Source organism: Pseudomonas sp. 14A (assembly GCF_018132745.1).
In the GTDB taxonomy this organism is placed as follows: Bacteria; Pseudomonadota; Gammaproteobacteria; order Pseudomonadales; family Pseudomonadaceae; genus Aquipseudomonas; species Aquipseudomonas mercuritolerans.
The window spans coordinates 104,614-120,697 of sequence record NZ_JAGRQJ010000018.1; the positions used below are offsets into that span (position 1 = coordinate 104,614).

Consider the following 16,084-nt stretch of genomic DNA (forward strand, 5'->3'; position numbering starts at 1 on the left):
TTCGCGAGCAGGCTCGCTCCCACAGGGGTTTTGCATTCCTTCAGCGCAATGCGCGCGGTTTATTACACCGCAGCGTTGTAGAACTGCTCACTACTCTTCTGCTCCACCAGCGCCTGCTCGATCGCAGCTTGATGAACCTCATCGGAATGCTCTTCGCGAGCCTCCGGCTGGATACCGAGGCGCGCGAACAGCTGCATGTCCTTGTCCGCCTGCGGGTTGGCGGTGGTGAGCAATTTGTCGCCGTAGAAAATCGAGTTGGCGCCGGCGAAAAATGCCAGGGCCTGCATCTGCTCGTTCATCGCTTCGCGGCCGGCGGACAGGCGCACGTGGGATTGCGGCATGAGGATGCGCGCCACGGCGAGCATGCGGATGAAGTCGAACGGGTCGATGTCTTCGGCGTTTTCCAGCGGCGTTCCGGCGACTTTCACCAGCATGTTGATCGGCACCGACTCCGGGTGCTCGGGCAGGTTGGCCAGCTGGATCAGCAGATTGGCGCGGTCGTCCAGCGATTCGCCCATGCCGAGAATGCCGCCGGAGCAGATTTTCATCCCAGACTCACGCACGTAGGCCAGCGTTTGCAGACGCTCGCTGTAAGTGCGAGTGGTGATGATGCTGCCGTAGAACTCCGGCGAGGTGTCGAGGTTGTGGTTGTAGTAATCGAGACCGGCCTTGGCCAGCGCTTCGGTCTGCTCCTGATCGAGACGGCCGAGGGTCATGCAGGTTTCCAGGCCCAAGGCTTTCACCCCTTCAACCATCTTCAACACATACGGCATGTCTTTGGCCGACGGATGTTTCCACGCCGCGCCCATGCAGAATCGCGTCGAACCAATGGCTTTGGCGCGGGCCGCCTCTTCGAGGACCTTCTGCACTTCCATCAGCTTTTCTTTTTCCAGCCCGGTGTTGTAGTGCCCGGACTGCGGGCAGTACTTGCAGTCTTCCGGGCAGGCGCCGGTCTTGATTGACAGCAGTGTCGAGACCTGCACGCGGTTGGCGTTGAAATGTGCGCGGTGCACCGTTTGCGCCTGGAACAGCAAGTCGTTGAATGGCTGTACGAAGAGTGCTTTGACTTCGGCCAGAGACCAATCGTGACGCAGGGTGGCTGTGGTGCTCGCGCTCATGGGCAATTCCTTGGTTATGCTTGGCTGGCGCCGGGGGAAATGGAATATCCACAGGCGCTACACGGATGTTCGGCATATTTAAGGAAGAGTGATGCGCTGTCAACCGCAATACCAAGGACAGGTTTACATCTGTTTAAAAAACGTACAGACCTGTTTGCTGTGCGATGAGCCCGCAGAAGCACAAATGCCAATGTGCGAGGCCTGCGAAACCGAATTGCCCTGGCTCGGCAGCCATTGTCAGAGCTGCGCTTTGCCGCTGGCGGCGGATGGCCTGACTTGCGGCGAGTGCCTGCTAGAGCCTCCGGCCTTCGAGCAGGTTGCCGTGCCGTGGGTTTATGGTTTCCCGGTGGACAGCCTGATCACGCGCTTTAAACACAACGCGAAATGGCCGTTTGGTCACCTGCTCGCCGACGTTCTCGGCCAATACCTGCAGCATCGCTTCGCCGAGGACTTGCCGCGACCCGATGTGTTGCTACCGGTGCCGTTGGCGAATAAACGACTGCGTCGGCGAGGATTCAATCAAGCGGCGATGCTCGCGCGCTGGTTGAGTGTGTCGCTGGATTTGCCCTGTGAAGAACAGGTGCTGCGGCGAGTCATGGACACCGATGCCCAGCAGGATCTCGATGCCAAGGCGCGCAAACGCAATTTGCGCAATGCCTTTGCGCTGGCGCCTGATGCAGAGCTAAGCGGCCGCCATTTCGCGCTGGTGGATGATGTTCTGACCACGGGCGCGACCGTTCAGGCACTGGCGCGGTTGTTGATGAATGCAGGTGCGGCGCAGGTTGATGTGTATTGCCTGGCCCGGACGCCGAAGCCCGGTACCTGAAGCGAATACAGATCTCATGTGGGAGCGAGCCTGCTCGCGAATGGGCGTCACATTCAACAAAGCTGTGGTTGGTCAAACCGCTTTCGCGAGCAGGCTCGCTCCCACAGGGGCTCGGCGTCAGACTTGACTCGCGCGTTGCAAGTGGCCAACGTCCCTCTCATCGCCCGAGCCAGAAGCGTTCTGCCATGTCCCTGCCCACCCTGCTCTCCCAGCACATTGTCCGCCGCCCGCAGCGCATTGCCCTGCTGCAACACATCGCCGAGCAAGGCTCGATCACCCGCGCGGCGAAGAGTGCGGGGCTCAGTTACAAGGCAGCGTGGGATGCGATCGATGAGCTGAACAACCTGGCGCAGAAACCCTTGGTCGAGCGCGTGGTGGGCGGCAAGGGCGGCGGCGGCGCCAGACTGTCCAGCGAGGGCGAGCGAGTGCTGCGCCTGTATCAGAAATTGCAGGCGTTGCAGGCACAGGTGTTGGAAGCGGCCGAAGACGCCAGTGATCTCGACCTGCTCGGGCGGCTGATGCTCAGGACCAGCGCGCGCAATCAGCTGCATGGCACGGTCGCGGCCATTCAGGCGCAGGGGCACAACGATCTGATCCGCCTCGAACTGGCAGAAGGCATTGCTCTGGAGGCACAGATCACCCACGACAGCACCGTGCATCTGGAATTGCAGATCGGTACCGAAGTGATGGCGCTGATCAAGGCTGGCTGGCTTGAACTGCTCGGCACCGATCAGCCGGCCACGCCCGGACACAATGTCCTGCGCGGCACCATCGAAGCCATCCTCGATGCCGAGGACGGCCCCAGCGAGGTGCGCATTTCCCTGCCCAACGGCCAGACACTTTGCGCCTTGGCCGAACCGCTGCACTTGCGCAACCAGCAACTCGGCGTGGGGTCTGCGGTGCAGGTGCAATGTGCGCCGTCCAACGTGCTGATCGGCACGCCGCTCTGATTCGCACTTGCCACAAAAGCGTCATCGACCCGCATTAAGGTGTTGCCCATAACCAAGCAGGGAGCCTGATGTGAGCCTATTAGAAGAAAACCAATCCACTGACCTGGAAAAAATGGTCGGCCTCAGCCGTCGCGGTTTCATCAGCGCCGGCGCGTTGTGCGGGGCGGCGATGTTCCTCGGCGGCAACCTGCTGAGCCGCAGCGTCATGGCCGCCAGCGTCAGCGCCGGCAACAGCCGCCTGCTCGGTTTCGAGAGCATTCCGGCGGCGACCACCGACGCCATCAGCCTGCCCAAGGGCTACAAGTCTTCGGTGCTGATCAGTTGGGGCCAGCCGTTGCACAAGAACGGCCCGGCCTTCGATCCGAGCGGTAACGGCACCGCTGCCGCACAGGAAGTGCAGTTCGGCGACAACAACGACGGCATGAGTCTGTTCGCCTTCCCGGACGACAAGAACCGCGCGCTGATGGCGATCAACAACGAATACACCAACTATCGCTACCTGTATCCGCATGGCGGCATGCCGCAGTCGGCTGAGGATGTGCGCAAGGCATTGGCCTGCGAAGGCGTGTCGGTGATCGAAGTGCAGCGCAAGAACGGCCAGTGGCAATTCGTCCAGGGCTCGCGCTACAACCGTCGGATTCACGGTAACTCGCCGCTGCGCATCAGCGGTCCGGCCCGCGGCCACGACTTGATGAAAACCGCCGCCGACAAGCACGGCAAGAAAGTCCTCGGCACGTTCCAGAACTGCGCCAACGGCAAGACGCCGTGGGGCACCTATCTGACCTGCGAAGAAAACTTCACCGACTGCTTCGGCAGCAGCAACGCCCAGCAGCAATTCGATGCGGCGCAAAAGCGCTACGGCGTTGTCGCCAGCAGCAAAGACATCAACTGGCACCCGCACGACCCGCGCTTCGACATGGCCAAGAACCCCAACGAACTCAACCGCCACGGCTGGGTGGTCGAGATCGATCCGTTCGACCCGCAATCGACTCCGGTCAAACGCACCGCGCTGGGCCGCTTCAAGCATGAAAACGCCGCGCTGGCCGAGACCGACGATGGTCGCGCTGTGGTGTACATGGGTGACGACGAGCGTGGCGAGTTCATTTACAAATTCGTCAGCCGCGACCGCATCAACCATCGCAATCAGAAAGCCAACCGCGACATCCTCGATCACGGCACGTTGTATGTGGCCAAATTCGACGCCGGCGACGGCAACCCTGATCACCCGAAAGGCCAGGGCCAGTGGATCGAGCTGACCCACGGCAAGAACGGCATCGACGCCAGCAGCGGGTTTGCCGATCAGGCAGAAGTGCTGATCCACGCGCGCCTTGCCGCCAGCGTCGTCGGCGCAACACGCATGGATCGACCGGAGTGGATCGTTGTCAGTCCCAAGGACGGCCAGGTTTATTGCACCCTGACCAACAACGCCAAGCGCGGCGAGGACGGCCAACCGGTGGGCGGGCCGAACCCGCGCGAGAAGAACGTTTACGGGCAGATTCTGCGCTGGCGCACCGACCGCAACGATCACGCCTCGAAGACGTTTGCCTGGGATCTGTTTGTGGTCGCCGGCAACCCGGGCGTGCATGCCGGGACGCCGAAGGGTGGCTCATCCAACATCACCCCGCAGAACATGTTCAACAGTCCCGACGGTCTGGGTTTCGACAAGGCCGGCCGCCTGTGGATTCTCACCGACGGCGATTCGAGCAACGCCGGCGACTTCGCCGGCATGGGCAACAACCAGATGCTCTGCGCCGATCCTGCGACCGGTGAGATTCGCCGTTTCATGGTCGGGCCGGTGGGTTGTGAAGTGACCGGGATCAGCTTCTCGCCGGATCAGAAGACCCTGTTTGTCGGCATCCAGCATCCCGGCGAGAACGGCGGTTCGACCTTCCCCGAGCATCTGCCCAATGGCAAGCCAAGGTCTTCGGTGATGGCGATTACCCGCGAAGACGGCGGGATTGTCGGCGCCTGATAAACCGCTCTCGCGAGCAGGCTCGCTCCCACAGGGAATCGCATTCCAAGGTGGGAGCGAGCCTGCTCGCGAAGAGGCCCGGGCAGACACCAACACCCTTCGCGCCGCCATCTGCGCTACCATGCCGAGCCGGACGCAGCAGCCTGCTGCGCGCAGGAGTCAGCATGGCCCACCCGTTTGAAACCCTCACCCCCGATCTCGTCCTGGATGCCGTTGAAAGCATCGGTTTCCTCAGCGACGCGCGCATTCTGGCGCTCAACAGCTACGAAAACCGTGTGTATCAGGTCGGTATCGAAGACTCCGAGCCGCTGATTGCCAAGTTCTATCGTCCGCAGCGCTGGACCAACGAGGCCATCCTCGAAGAGCACCAGTTCACTTTCGAACTGGCCGACATCGACATTCCGGTGGTAGCGCCGCTGATTCATAACGGCGAAACCCTGCATGAGCATGCCGGCTTCCGCTTCACCCTGTTCCCGCGTCGTGGTGGCCGGGCGCCGGAGCCGGGCAATCTTGATCAACTGTATCGCCTCGGCCAGTTGCTTGGGCGCATGCATGCGGTGGGCGGCACCAAGCCGTTCGAGCACCGCGAAGCCCTCGCCGTGCAGAACTTCGGCCATGCCTCGCTGAACACTTTGCTCGAAGGCAATTTCATTCCCAAGAGCCTGCTGCCAGCTTACGAGTCGGTTGCCCGCGACCTGCTCAAACGCGTCGAAGACGTCTACGCCGCCACGCCGCACCAGAACATCCGCATGCACGGCGACTGTCACCCCGGCAACATGATGTGCCGCGACGAGATGTTCCACATCGTCGACCTCGACGATTGCCGCATGGGCCCGGCGGTGCAGGACATCTGGATGATGCTCGCCGGCGATCGCCAGGAGTGTCTGGGGCAGTTGTCGGAACTGATGGACGGCTACAACGAATTCCATGATTTCGACCCGCGCGAGCTGGCGTTGATCGAACCGTTGCGCGCACTGCGCCTGATGCACTACAGCGCCTGGCTGGCGCGGCGCTGGGACGACCCGGCGTTCCCGCACAGCTTTCCGTGGTTTGGTACCGAGCGGTATTGGGGCGATCAAGTGTTGGCATTGCGTGAGCAACTGTCCGCGCTTAACGAAGAACCCTTGAAGTTGTTCTGAATTAAAGATCAAAAGATCGCAGCCTTCGGCAGCTCCTACATGGATCGCATTCCCCTGTAGGAGCTGCCGAAGGCTGCGATCTTTTCGCTTTCTGACACGACACATCTATACAACCTCCTTACAATCCCTCCTTTGTCAGCTGCCTGAGCAAGGATTCTGCATGCAAGCCGCCAACCCGCGTCGCGGGTACATTCTGGGCCTGAGCGCCTACATCATCTGGGGCCTGTTCCCGATCTATTTCAAAGCCATCGCCGAAGTCCCGGCCGTCGAGATCATCATCCACCGGGTGCTGTGGTCGGCGCTGTTCGGTGCGTTGCTGCTGATGGTGTGGAAACACCCGGGCTGGCTGCGCGAGCTGCTCGACAATCCCAAGCGCCTGGCGATTCTGGCGCTGAGCGGCACGCTGATCGCGGCCAACTGGCTGACCTACGTGTGGTCGGTGAACAACGGCCGCATGCTCGAGGCGAGTCTGGGTTACTACATCAATCCGCTGGTAAACGTGCTGTTAGGCATGGTGATCCTTGGCGAACGGCTGCGGCGCATGCAGTGGGTGGCGGTCGGGCTGGCTGCTATCGGCGTGGCGCAGCAGGTGTGGCAGGTCGGCAGTCTGCCGTGGGTGTCGCTGGCGCTGGCGCTGACCTTCGGTTTCTACGGCCTGATCCGCAAGCAGGCGCCGGTCAAAGCGCTGCCGGGGCTGGTGGTGGAGACCTGGATGCTGGTGCCGATCGCGATTGCATGGTTGCTGTTCAATCAGACTGCGACGAGTGTGCAGCCGGCCTTCTGGACCACCTCCGAAGCCTGGTGGCTGGTGGCCGCCGGCCCGGTGACACTGGTGCCGCTGGTGTGTTTCAACGCCGCCACCCGCCACTTGCCCTACACCACCATCGGCTTCCTGCAATACATCGCGCCGACGCTGGTGTTGCTGCAAGCCGTGCTGCTGTTTGGCGAGCACTTATCTTCGAGCACGCTGGTCGCGTTCATGTTTATCTGGGCCGGTCTGGCGGTCTATAGCGTCGATGCGTGGATAAGTTTGCGCCGGCGCACCTGATCAAAAAACGCACAAAGCTCCGCAGGCCACGGTCCTCGTGGCCTGCATCGTTCCTTCCCAAGCTTATCCACAGCGTGATCCCCGCCGTTTGTGCGCAAGTCACTGAATGTTGGCGTTTTTTTGATCAAAGGGCGCAAAGCCCCGGCCGGCGTGGCGTGGCGGTCTGTCTCTACAGGTTATCCACAGGCAGGTGCACGTTAAACCTGAATAACCCTGTCTGCGCTTAAACCTCTGTGCGTAACACCAGTTCGACCATCAGATCATCGGCCAGGGTTTCCAGGCGCGCCTGCAACACATCCAGCGACAGCGTCAGTGGTACCGCGAGAATCGCCTCGGCGTGAAACAGCGGCTCGCTGCTCATCGGCGCCGGGCGCACCTCAGTTACCAGCCGCTCCAGGTTCACACCCTGCTCGCTCAACAGCCGAGTGATATCGCGGACGATACCCGGCCGGTCATTGCCGACCAGTTCCATGGCGATCGGTTTCCACGTGCAGGACTGCTCCACTCCGCTTTCGGCAATCAGTACCCGAATGCCATGGGCCGACAGCGCTTGCAGGGCATCGACCAGTTCGTCGTAAGCCTCCGCCGGCACACCCACGCGCAGAATCCCGGCGAACTGTCCGGCCATGCGTGACATGCGGCTTTCCAGCCAGTTGCCGCCGTGCTCGGCAATGCATTGGGCGATGCGCTCGACCTGCCCGGGCTTGTCCGGGGCGAAAACGGTGAGTACGAGATGGTCCATGGCGCAGCCCTCTTGTCATGACTTTTGTTATCGAAGGGCAAGTATAGGCAAGGGCTGATTTTGTGTTGAATCGACTGGCCCCTTCGCGAGCAGGCTCGCTCCCACAGGGGTCGCATTCCAAATGTGGGAGCGAGCCTGCTCGCGAATGGCAGCACTGGGGATCTGCGCGACAGACAAATCGTGTACAACTTTCGATATTTAGCTGGAACAATCCAATGCTTTTTTGAGAACATCCCGTTCCGCGACGTGACCGCAATGCGTCATGAGGTCGCAGAACGACGTAATTAGTCTGATTTTCACAAGCGCAACTCATCATGTAGTATGCCGCAGCGCGCACTACATAACGCTGGATCGATGTCTGCCCAAGGCCCTTCGCAACCCTGAAAGCCCCGTCAGCAAGGCCTCCAAGCCGTTGATTGGTCCTAGCCCAGCCGCCAGCAATGGCATGTACTGGTCCGCAGGTTTGTGGTTTAAATGGCCAGAAGCTTCATTGTTAAATTGACGAGCTGAAAAGCGAAATAGCTGAGCAGAGTGAGGCAAGCAATGACTGAACACGTTCAAGTCGGTGGCCTGCAGGTCGCCAAAGTCCTGTTCGACTTCGTGAACAACGAAGCCATTCCCGGTACCGGCCTCACCGCCGAACAATTCTGGGAAGGTGCCGACAAGGTCATTCACGACCTGGCGCCGAAGAACAAAGCCCTACTCGCCAAACGCGATGACTTCCAGGCGCGCATCGATGCCTGGCATCAGCAGCATGCCGGCCAGGCGCACGATGCCGTGGCCTACAAAGCTTTCCTGCAAGAGATCGGTTATCTGCTGCCAGAAGCGGCTGATTTCCAGGCGACGACGCAAAACGTCGACGATGAAATCGCCCGCACCGCCGGCCCGCAATTGGTGGTGCCAGTAATGAATGCGCGCTTTGCGCTCAACGCTTCGAACGCCCGCTGGGGTTCGCTGTACGATGCTCTCTACGGCACCGACGCGATCAGCGAAGACGGCGGTGCGGAAAAAGGCAAAGGCTACAACAAGGTGCGTGGCGACAAAGTCATCGCCTTCGCCCGTGCTTTCCTCGACGAAGCCGCACCACTGGCCGCCGGCTCCCACGTCGATTCGACCGGCTACAAAATCGCTGACGGCAAACTGGTCGTCACTCTGAAGGGCGGCAGCAACAGCGGCCTGCGCGATGACGCTCAGTTGATCGGCTTCCAAGGCGACGCCAACGCGCCGATCGCGGTGCTGCTCAAGCACAACGGCCTGCACTTCGAAATCCAGATCGACGCCAGCACTCCGGTCGGCCAGACCGACGCCGCCGGCGTCAAAGACATCCTCATGGAAGCGGCGCTGACCACGATCATGGACTGCGAAGATTCCGTGGCCGCCGTCGATGCCGACGACAAAGTGGTGATCTACCGCAACTGGCTCGGCCTGATGAAGGGTGACCTCGCAGAATCCGTGTCCAAGGGCGGCCAGACCTTCACCCGCACCATGAACCCGGATCGCACCTACACCGCGCCCAATGGCGGTGAAGTGACCCTGCACGGTCGTTCGCTGTTGTTCGTGCGCAACGTCGGCCATCTGATGACCATCGATGCGATCCTCGACAGTCAAGGCAACGAAGTGCCGGAAGGCATTCTCGACGGTCTGGTGACTTGCCTGGCCGCAATGCACAACCTCAACGGCAACACCTCGCGACGCAATACCCGCACCGGTTCGGTGTACATCGTCAAACCGAAAATGCACGGCCCGGAAGAAGCGGCGTTCACCAACGAGCTGTTCGGGCGTATCGAAGATGTCCTGCGCTTGCCGCGCAACACCCTGAAAGTCGGGATCATGGACGAGGAGCGCCGCACCACGGTCAACCTCAAGGCCTGCATCAAGGCGGCCAGCGAGCGCGTGGTGTTCATCAACACCGGTTTCCTCGACCGCACCGGTGACGAAATCCACACCTCCATGGAGGCCGGCCCTGTCGTGCGCAAGGCTGACATGAAGGCCGAGAAGTGGATCGGCGCCTACGAGAACTGGAACGTCGATATCGGTCTGAGCACTGGCCTGCAAGGTCGTGCGCAAATCGGTAAAGGCATGTGGGCCATGCCTGATCTGATGGCCGCGATGCTCGAACAGAAAATCGCTCACCCACTGGCCGGCGCCAACACTGCCTGGGTCCCTTCTCCAACCGCCGCTGCGCTGCACGCGCTGCACTACCACAAGGTTGACGTGTTTGCGCGTCAGGCCGAACTGGCCAAACGTGCGCGCGCCTCGGTGGACGACATCCTGACCATTCCATTGGCAGTGAACCCAAGCTGGACGCCAGAGCAGATCAAGAACGAACTGGACAACAACGCCCAGGGCATTCTCGGTTACGTGGTGCGCTGGATCGACCAGGGTGTGGGCTGCTCGAAAGTGCCGGACATCAACGACGTCGGCTTGATGGAAGACCGTGCGACGCTGCGCATCTCCAGCCAGCACATCGCCAACTGGCTGCGCCACGGTATCGTCAGCCAAGAGCAAGTGATGGAAAGCCTCAAGCGCATGGCGCCGGTGGTTGACCGCCAGAACGCCAACGACCCGCTGTATCGCCCGCTGGCACCGGACTTCGACAGCAACATCGCCTTCCAGGCGGCGGTCGAACTAGTGATCGAAGGCACCAAGCAGCCGAACGGCTACACCGAGCCGGTGCTGCACCGTCGTCGTCGCGAGTTCAAGGCCAAGAATGGTCTGTGACTTGAGTTGATGGTTGGAATGAAAAAGGCCCTGATCGAGAGATCAGGGCCTTTTTTGTTTGTGAGGTGGATTGGATTCTTGTGGTGGGCTTGAGATCCATCCCCCTCACCCCAGCCCTCTCCCCCAAGGGGTAGAGGGGAAAGGGAGCAGATTGGGGAAGCTTCAACTCCTGAGTTCGACTCATGAATTTCAGGTCGGTGTACCTCTGACATTCACCGCGGTCAGTCCCCTCTCCCTCCGGGAGAGGGTTAGGGTGAGGGGCTTCTAGGGCTCGATGCCCAATTCATGTTTCACCAACTCAAGCAGCTTCCCCGTATCAATCGGCTTGAGCAGAAAATCCACCACGCTCAAGTGCATCGCTTCGATCGCGTCTTTTACGTCGGCATCGCCGGAGACGATGATGATCGGCATCGCTGCCCGTACCGATTCGCGCACCTGGCGAATCAGCTCGAGGCCGTCGACATTGCCCATGCGCAGGTCGGTAATCACAAGGCCGATCGAAGGCTTTTCATCGAGCATTTTCAGCGCGGTTTCACCGCTGGCTGCGGTCATGCAATGAATGCCATCGAGCGCGAGAATCTCCGACAACAGCTCGCGGGCGTCCTTGTCGTCGTCGACGATCAGGACACGCTGCGGCGGCAGATCAGGTTCGAGCATCACTGCGCTGAGCGCTTCCCGCTCGGCGTCGCTCAAAATATCGTGGTCGGACATGGCGCTCTCTAAATGTTCAAACAATCCCTGGCAAGTCGTCAGACATCACCGGACAGCGCTTCAATGTGCACTTCGTCGGAATTTTTTCCAAGTGGCCAGCGCAAGCTTTTCCGAGCTTTTGCGTAGGTTATTTCCGAAAATCGGCCAATGGTGGCAAAACCTAGACTTACGTCCAATGGGCACCCTGCCCGCCGGGGCCGACCATGGCTGCAACGATCCGACAACAACAATTCGAAAAAGACTGCGGTAATGGTTATGAGCAAAGCGGACGCCTTCACCCAGGCAGGGAAAACCGCGGTATTGCAGAACATTCAGGGCACCCTGCAATTCCTTCAGCGCTTCCCGCCCTTCAATCAGATGGAACACGCCCACCTCGCCTATCTGGTGGAGCAATGTCAGCTGCGTTTTTTCGCCCAGGGCGAGAGCATCATCAAACCGGCCGACGGCCCGGTGGAACACTTTCATATCGTCAAACAGGGTCGGGTGGTCGGCGAACGCCAGCACATCACCAAGCCTGGCACCGAAACCACCTTCGAAATCACCACCGGCGAGTGCTTTCCGCTGGCCGCGCTGCTCGGTGAGCGCGCCACGCGCACCGAACACCTGGCGGGCGAAGACACCTTCTGCCTGCAACTGAACAAACTGGCGTTCATCAAACTGTTCGCCCTGTCCAGCGCCTTCCGCGATTTCGCCTTGCGTGGGGTCAGCAGCCTGCTCGATCAGGTCAACCAGCAAGTGCAACAAAAAGCCGTGGAGACCCTCGGCACCCAATACTCGTTGAACACTCGTCTCGGTGAACTTGCGATGCGCCATCCGGTGACCTGCAGCGCCGAGACGCCGTTGCGTGAAGCGGTGAAGCTGATGCACGAGCAACAGGTCGGCAGCATCGTCGCGGTGGATGAGCACAAGGCGCCGCTGGGGATTTTCACCCTGCGCGATTTGCGCCATGTGGTCGCCGAAGGTGTCGGTGATTTCAGCGACGCCATCGAACAGCACATGACTCGATCACCGTTTTATCTGTCGCCGGATCACAGCGCCTTCGATGCGGCGATCGCCATGACCGAGCGGCACATTGCTCACGTCTGCCTGGTCAAGGATCAGCGCTTGTGCGGCGTGGTGTCCGAGCGTGATCTGTTCTCCCTGCAACGGGTCGATCTGGTCCACCTCGCCCGGACCATCCGCAGCGCGCAACGGGTCGAACAACTGGTGACCCTGCGCGGCGAGATCGGCCAACTGGTCGAGCGCATGCTCGCCCACGGCGCGTCGTCGACGCAGATCACCCACATCATCACCCTGCTCAACGATCACACGGTGTGCCGGGTGATCGAACTCACCCTGGCGGAAAAAGGCGACCCGGGCGTGCCGTTCAGCTGGCTGTGTTTCGGCAGCGAGGGCCGGCGCGAGCAGACGCTGCACACCGACCAGGACAACGGCATCCTGTTCGATGCCCGCGACGCGGCGCACGCAGCAGAAATACGCGGCAAGCTGCTGCCGATTGCCCAGCAGATCAACCACAGCCTGGCGCAGTGCGGCTTCACCCTGTGCAAGGGCAACATCATGGCCGGCAATCCCGAGCTGTGTCTGTCGCGGGCCGAATGGGCGCGGCGCTTCGCGGCGTTCATCCGCGAAGCCACGCCGGAGAACCTGCTGGGCTCGAGCATTTATTTCGACCTGCGCGTGGTCTGGGGCGATGAGCAAGGCTGCGAGCAATTGCGCCGGGGCATCCTCGATCAAGTCGCTGACAACCGTCTGTTCCAGCGCATGCTCGCCGAAAATGCGCTGCGCAACCGCCCTCCCGTTGGGCGCTTCCGTGAATTCGTGCTGGCACGCAAGAACGGCGAGAAGGCCACGCTGGATCTGAAAATCCAGGGCCTGACGCCGTTCGTGGACGGCGCCCGACTGCTGGCGCTGGCCAACGGCATCGACGCCAACAACACCCTCGAACGCTTTCGCCAACTGGTCGATAAAGAGGTCATCGAGCCGCTCGACGGCGCGGCGTATGAAGAGGCCTATCACTTCATTCAACAAACGCGGATGCAGCAGCATCAGTTGCAGACCCGGGAGAACCAGCCGTACTCCAACCGCGTCGATCCCGACAGCCTCAATCATCTCGACCGGCGCATCTTGCGCGAATCCCTGCGCCAGGCGCAGCGCCTGCAAAGCAGCCTGACCTTGCGGTATCAGCTATGAGCCTGTTCTCCTGGCTGCGCCCGGCCAGCCCCGTGGTGTCGGCGGACTTGCAGCAGCGGCTGGCGAAGCTGCCGGCGCTTGCCGAGCTGAACGAATGCAGCCTGCGCGAGCAGCGCTGGGTGGTGCTGGACCTGGAAACCACCGGCCTGAATATGAGCAAGGATCGGGTCCTGTCGATCGGCGCGGTGGTGATCGAGGACGGCGCGATCGATTTCCGTCAGCAGTTCGAACGCACCTTGCAATGCCGCGAATTGAAGCTCAGCCCCAGCGTGCTGATTCATGGCCTCGGCCCTAGTGCAATTGCCGCAGGCAGCGACCCGGCGGAAGCGTTGCTGGAGTTGCTGGAGTTCATCGGCGACAGCCCGGTGCTGGCGTTTCACGCGCCGTTCGATCAGCACATGCTCGGGCGCGCAGTGAAGGAGCACTTGGGGCACAAGCTGCAACATGTGTTTCTGGATGTGGCGGATATCGCGCCGCTGTTATGTCCGCAGGCGCAGATTCGCGAGGCGGGGCTGGATGAGTGGATCGAATGGTTCCGGCTTGAAGTGTTCGAGCGGCATAACGCGAGTGCCGATGCGCTGGCCACGGCGGAGCTGGCATTGATTCTGTTCAGCCGGGCGCGGGCGCAGCAGATTTACAGTCCGTTGCAGTTGCAGCAGCGGTTGAATCAGTGGAAGCGCAGGCAGCAGGCGCCGTCCTTTTAGAATCATTCAGATCAAAAGCCCCTCATCGGAACGCCGCCCGCCCAGACCTCTCCCGGAGGGAGAGGGAGCCGATCGTGGTGTCTGAAGCCTTATATCGACCTGAAAGACCGAGTCGATTGAGGAATCGTGAAAATCGTTCAGGTCGGTGTACCTCCAGAATATCACCCGATCAGTCCCCTCTCCCCCCGGGAGAGGGCTAGGGTGAGGGGCTGCCCTTGAATCATCACCTGACCAGTGGCCAATTGCTAACCATTCCCACCTCTGCCAGAATCGCGAACTATTCTCGTTAGTTAACATTTCCCAATCGGTGATGTCCGGTGTCGTCAGTGCCCAACCCCCACAGTGAGCTCGTCGGTGCGATGTATCGCGACCATCGCGGTTGGCTGCTGGCGTGGTTGCGGCGCAATGTGGCGTGTCCGCAGCGTGCCGAGGATTTGAGTCAGGACACGTTTGTGCGCCTGCTCAACCGCGACGAACTGCTGACGCCGCGCGAACCTCGGGCGTTTCTGGTGGCGATCGCCAAGGGCCTGTTGTTCGACTATTTCCGCCGCGCCGCGCTGGAACAGGCCTACCTCACCGAACTGATGCTGATCCCCGAAGACGAACAACCGTCGGTGGAAGAACAGCAAATGATCCTCGACGACCTCAAAGCCATCGATCGCCTGCTCGGCAAGCTGTCGACCAAGGCGCGCGCAGCCTTCCTGTATAACCGCCTCGACGGCCTCAGCCACGCCGAGATCGCCGCCAGACTCGGCGTCTCAGTGCCGCGCGTGCGGCAGTATCTGGCGCAAGGCCTGCGCCAGTGCTACATCGCCCTGTACGGTGAGCCGACATGACGGCGGCCAGTTCGCGGCCGGTGCCGGCTCATGTGCTGGACGCGGCGATTGCCTGGCAATTGACCCTCGATTCGAGCACCGCGCTGGAACGCGAGGAGTTCGCCAAGTGGCATGCGGCCCATGAAGAACACGCCCGCGCCTGGCGCCAGTTGGGCATGCTCGATCAGCGTTTCAGCGTCGCCAAGGGCCCGGCCCGAAGTGCGTTGCTGCAATCGCGCGAAGGCATCCGTCGGCGGGTGCGCAAACTCGGCAGCGGGCTGGCCAGTGTAGTGATGGTCGTCGGGCTGGGGCTGTTTGTCAGTGAGCGTTTTCTGCCGCTGGATTACTGGCTCGCCGATCAGCGCACCGCCACCGGTGAACAGCGCACGGTGCGCCTGTCCGACGGCTCCCTGCTCAACCTCAATACCCACAGCGCAGTCGACGTACGCTTCGATGACAAGCGCCGCTTGATCGTGTTGCAGGAAGGCGAAATCCTCGTCGAAACCGGGCATGGCGATGCGCGGCCGTTTATCGTCGAAACTCGCGAAGGCAGCATGCGTGCGCTGGGCACGCGGTTTCTGGTCAAGCGCGAGGACGATGGCACACGCCTGAGCGTGTTGCAGTCAGCGGTGGCGGCCCATGCCCAGGCCAACCCGCAAGAACAGATTCTGCGCGAAGGCCAGCAGGTGTTGCTGCGCAGTGACGGGTTGGGTTCGATTGCTGCCCTCACCCCCGGCGCCGATGCCTGGACGCGCGGCATGCTGGTGGTGGACAACGCACGGCTCGGCGATTTGGTGCACGAGTTGGGGCGCTATCGTCGCGGGCATCTGGGCGTGGCGCCGGAAGTGGCCGATCTGCGCATTACCGGCAGCTTTCCATTGCATGACACCGACAAGGCCCTGAGTGCATTGCTGCCGACCTTGCCGGTGCAGATCGAGCGGCATACGCCGTATTGGGTCACCGTGGCGAAGGCTGATATCAAGCCTGAGTAATGCGTCGGCAGGAAAACCGCCTTCGCGAGCAGGCTCGCTCCCACATTGGAATGCGATCACCTGTGGGAGCGAGCCTGCTCGCGAAGGCGCCATCAGCCGCACAACCATTTCCTGCAAAAAGAATTTCCACCCAGCCCTATCACTTTTCCAATCTCG

Annotated in this window: 13 protein-coding genes; 10 read left to right on the top strand and 3 right to left on the bottom strand. The window is 61.2% G+C overall.

The features are described 5' to 3' along the window. Positions 1-62: 62 nt before the first annotated feature. Entirely contained in the window at positions 63-1,118 is a 1,056-nt protein-coding gene (gene bioB, locus PS14A_RS23065; RefSeq protein WP_016772860.1) for a biotin synthase BioB, read from the bottom strand. A gap of 91 nt (positions 1,119-1,209) precedes the next feature. On the opposite strand from bioB, the gene PS14A_RS23070 reads away from it, so the two are divergent. From PS14A_RS23070 to rarD, 5 genes are all read left to right on the top strand, one after another. Continuing rightward, a complete protein-coding gene (locus tag PS14A_RS23070; protein WP_212617301.1) occupies positions 1,210-1,944 on the top strand; it encodes a ComF family protein in 735 nt (244 codons plus the stop codon). A 185-nt stretch (positions 1,945-2,129) separates the two neighbouring features. Then, positions 2,130-2,894 (top strand): TOBE domain-containing protein, encoded by a 765-nt coding sequence (locus PS14A_RS23075; RefSeq protein ID WP_212617302.1) that lies wholly within the window; start codon positions 2,130-2,132, stop codon positions 2,892-2,894. Positions 2,895-2,964: 70 nt separating this feature from the next. Further along, positions 2,965-4,866, top strand: coding sequence for a PhoX family phosphatase (locus tag PS14A_RS23080; RefSeq protein WP_024014570.1), 1,902 nt, complete (start codon positions 2,965-2,967; stop codon positions 4,864-4,866). Positions 4,867-5,030: 164 nt separating this feature from the next. Beyond that, positions 5,031-6,005, top strand: coding sequence for a serine/threonine protein kinase (locus PS14A_RS23085; protein WP_016772856.1), 975 nt, complete (start codon positions 5,031-5,033; stop codon positions 6,003-6,005). 160 nt (positions 6,006-6,165) lie between these two features. After that, positions 6,166-7,053: an EamA family transporter RarD gene (gene rarD, locus PS14A_RS23090; RefSeq protein ID WP_122603156.1), complete on the top strand. Its 888-nt coding sequence runs from the start codon at positions 6,166-6,168 to the stop codon at positions 7,051-7,053. Positions 7,054-7,276: 223 nt separating this feature from the next. Here rarD and PS14A_RS23095 read toward each other — a convergent pair whose 3' ends face one another. After that, a complete protein-coding gene (locus PS14A_RS23095; protein WP_016772854.1) occupies positions 7,277-7,795 on the bottom strand; it encodes a glycine cleavage system protein R in 519 nt (172 codons plus the stop codon). Between the two features lie 543 nt (positions 7,796-8,338). Here PS14A_RS23095 and PS14A_RS23100 point away from each other — a divergent pair. After that, a complete protein-coding gene (locus PS14A_RS23100; protein ID WP_130927167.1) occupies positions 8,339-10,516 on the top strand; it encodes a malate synthase G in 2,178 nt (725 codons plus the stop codon). A 264-nt stretch (positions 10,517-10,780) separates the two neighbouring features. Here the strand turns inward: PS14A_RS23100 and PS14A_RS23105 are convergent, their stop codons facing one another. Then, positions 10,781-11,227 (bottom strand): response regulator, encoded by a 447-nt coding sequence (locus tag PS14A_RS23105; RefSeq protein WP_137214245.1) that lies wholly within the window; start codon positions 11,225-11,227, stop codon positions 10,781-10,783. A 255-nt stretch (positions 11,228-11,482) separates the two neighbouring features. Between PS14A_RS23105 and PS14A_RS23110 the strand changes: the two genes are divergently transcribed. From PS14A_RS23110 to PS14A_RS23125, 4 genes are all read left to right on the top strand, one after another. Next, positions 11,483-13,417, top strand: a complete 1,935-nt coding sequence (locus PS14A_RS23110; RefSeq protein WP_343287064.1) for a putative nucleotidyltransferase substrate binding domain-containing protein — start codon at positions 11,483-11,485, stop codon at positions 13,415-13,417. After that, on the top strand, positions 13,414-14,121 hold the full coding sequence (locus PS14A_RS23115) for a 3'-5' exonuclease (RefSeq protein WP_137214246.1): 708 nt from the start codon (positions 13,414-13,416) through the stop codon (positions 14,119-14,121). Before PS14A_RS23110 ends, PS14A_RS23115 begins: the two co-directional genes overlap by 4 nt. A gap of 359 nt (positions 14,122-14,480) precedes the next feature. Next, on the top strand, positions 14,481-14,957 hold the full coding sequence (locus PS14A_RS23120; protein WP_249121407.1) for an RNA polymerase sigma factor: 477 nt from the start codon (positions 14,481-14,483) through the stop codon (positions 14,955-14,957). Continuing rightward, positions 14,954-15,928, top strand: coding sequence for a FecR family protein (locus PS14A_RS23125; RefSeq protein ID WP_212617304.1), 975 nt, complete (start codon positions 14,954-14,956; stop codon positions 15,926-15,928). Before PS14A_RS23120 ends, PS14A_RS23125 begins: the two co-directional genes overlap by 4 nt. Positions 15,929-16,084: the final 156 nt, after the last annotated feature.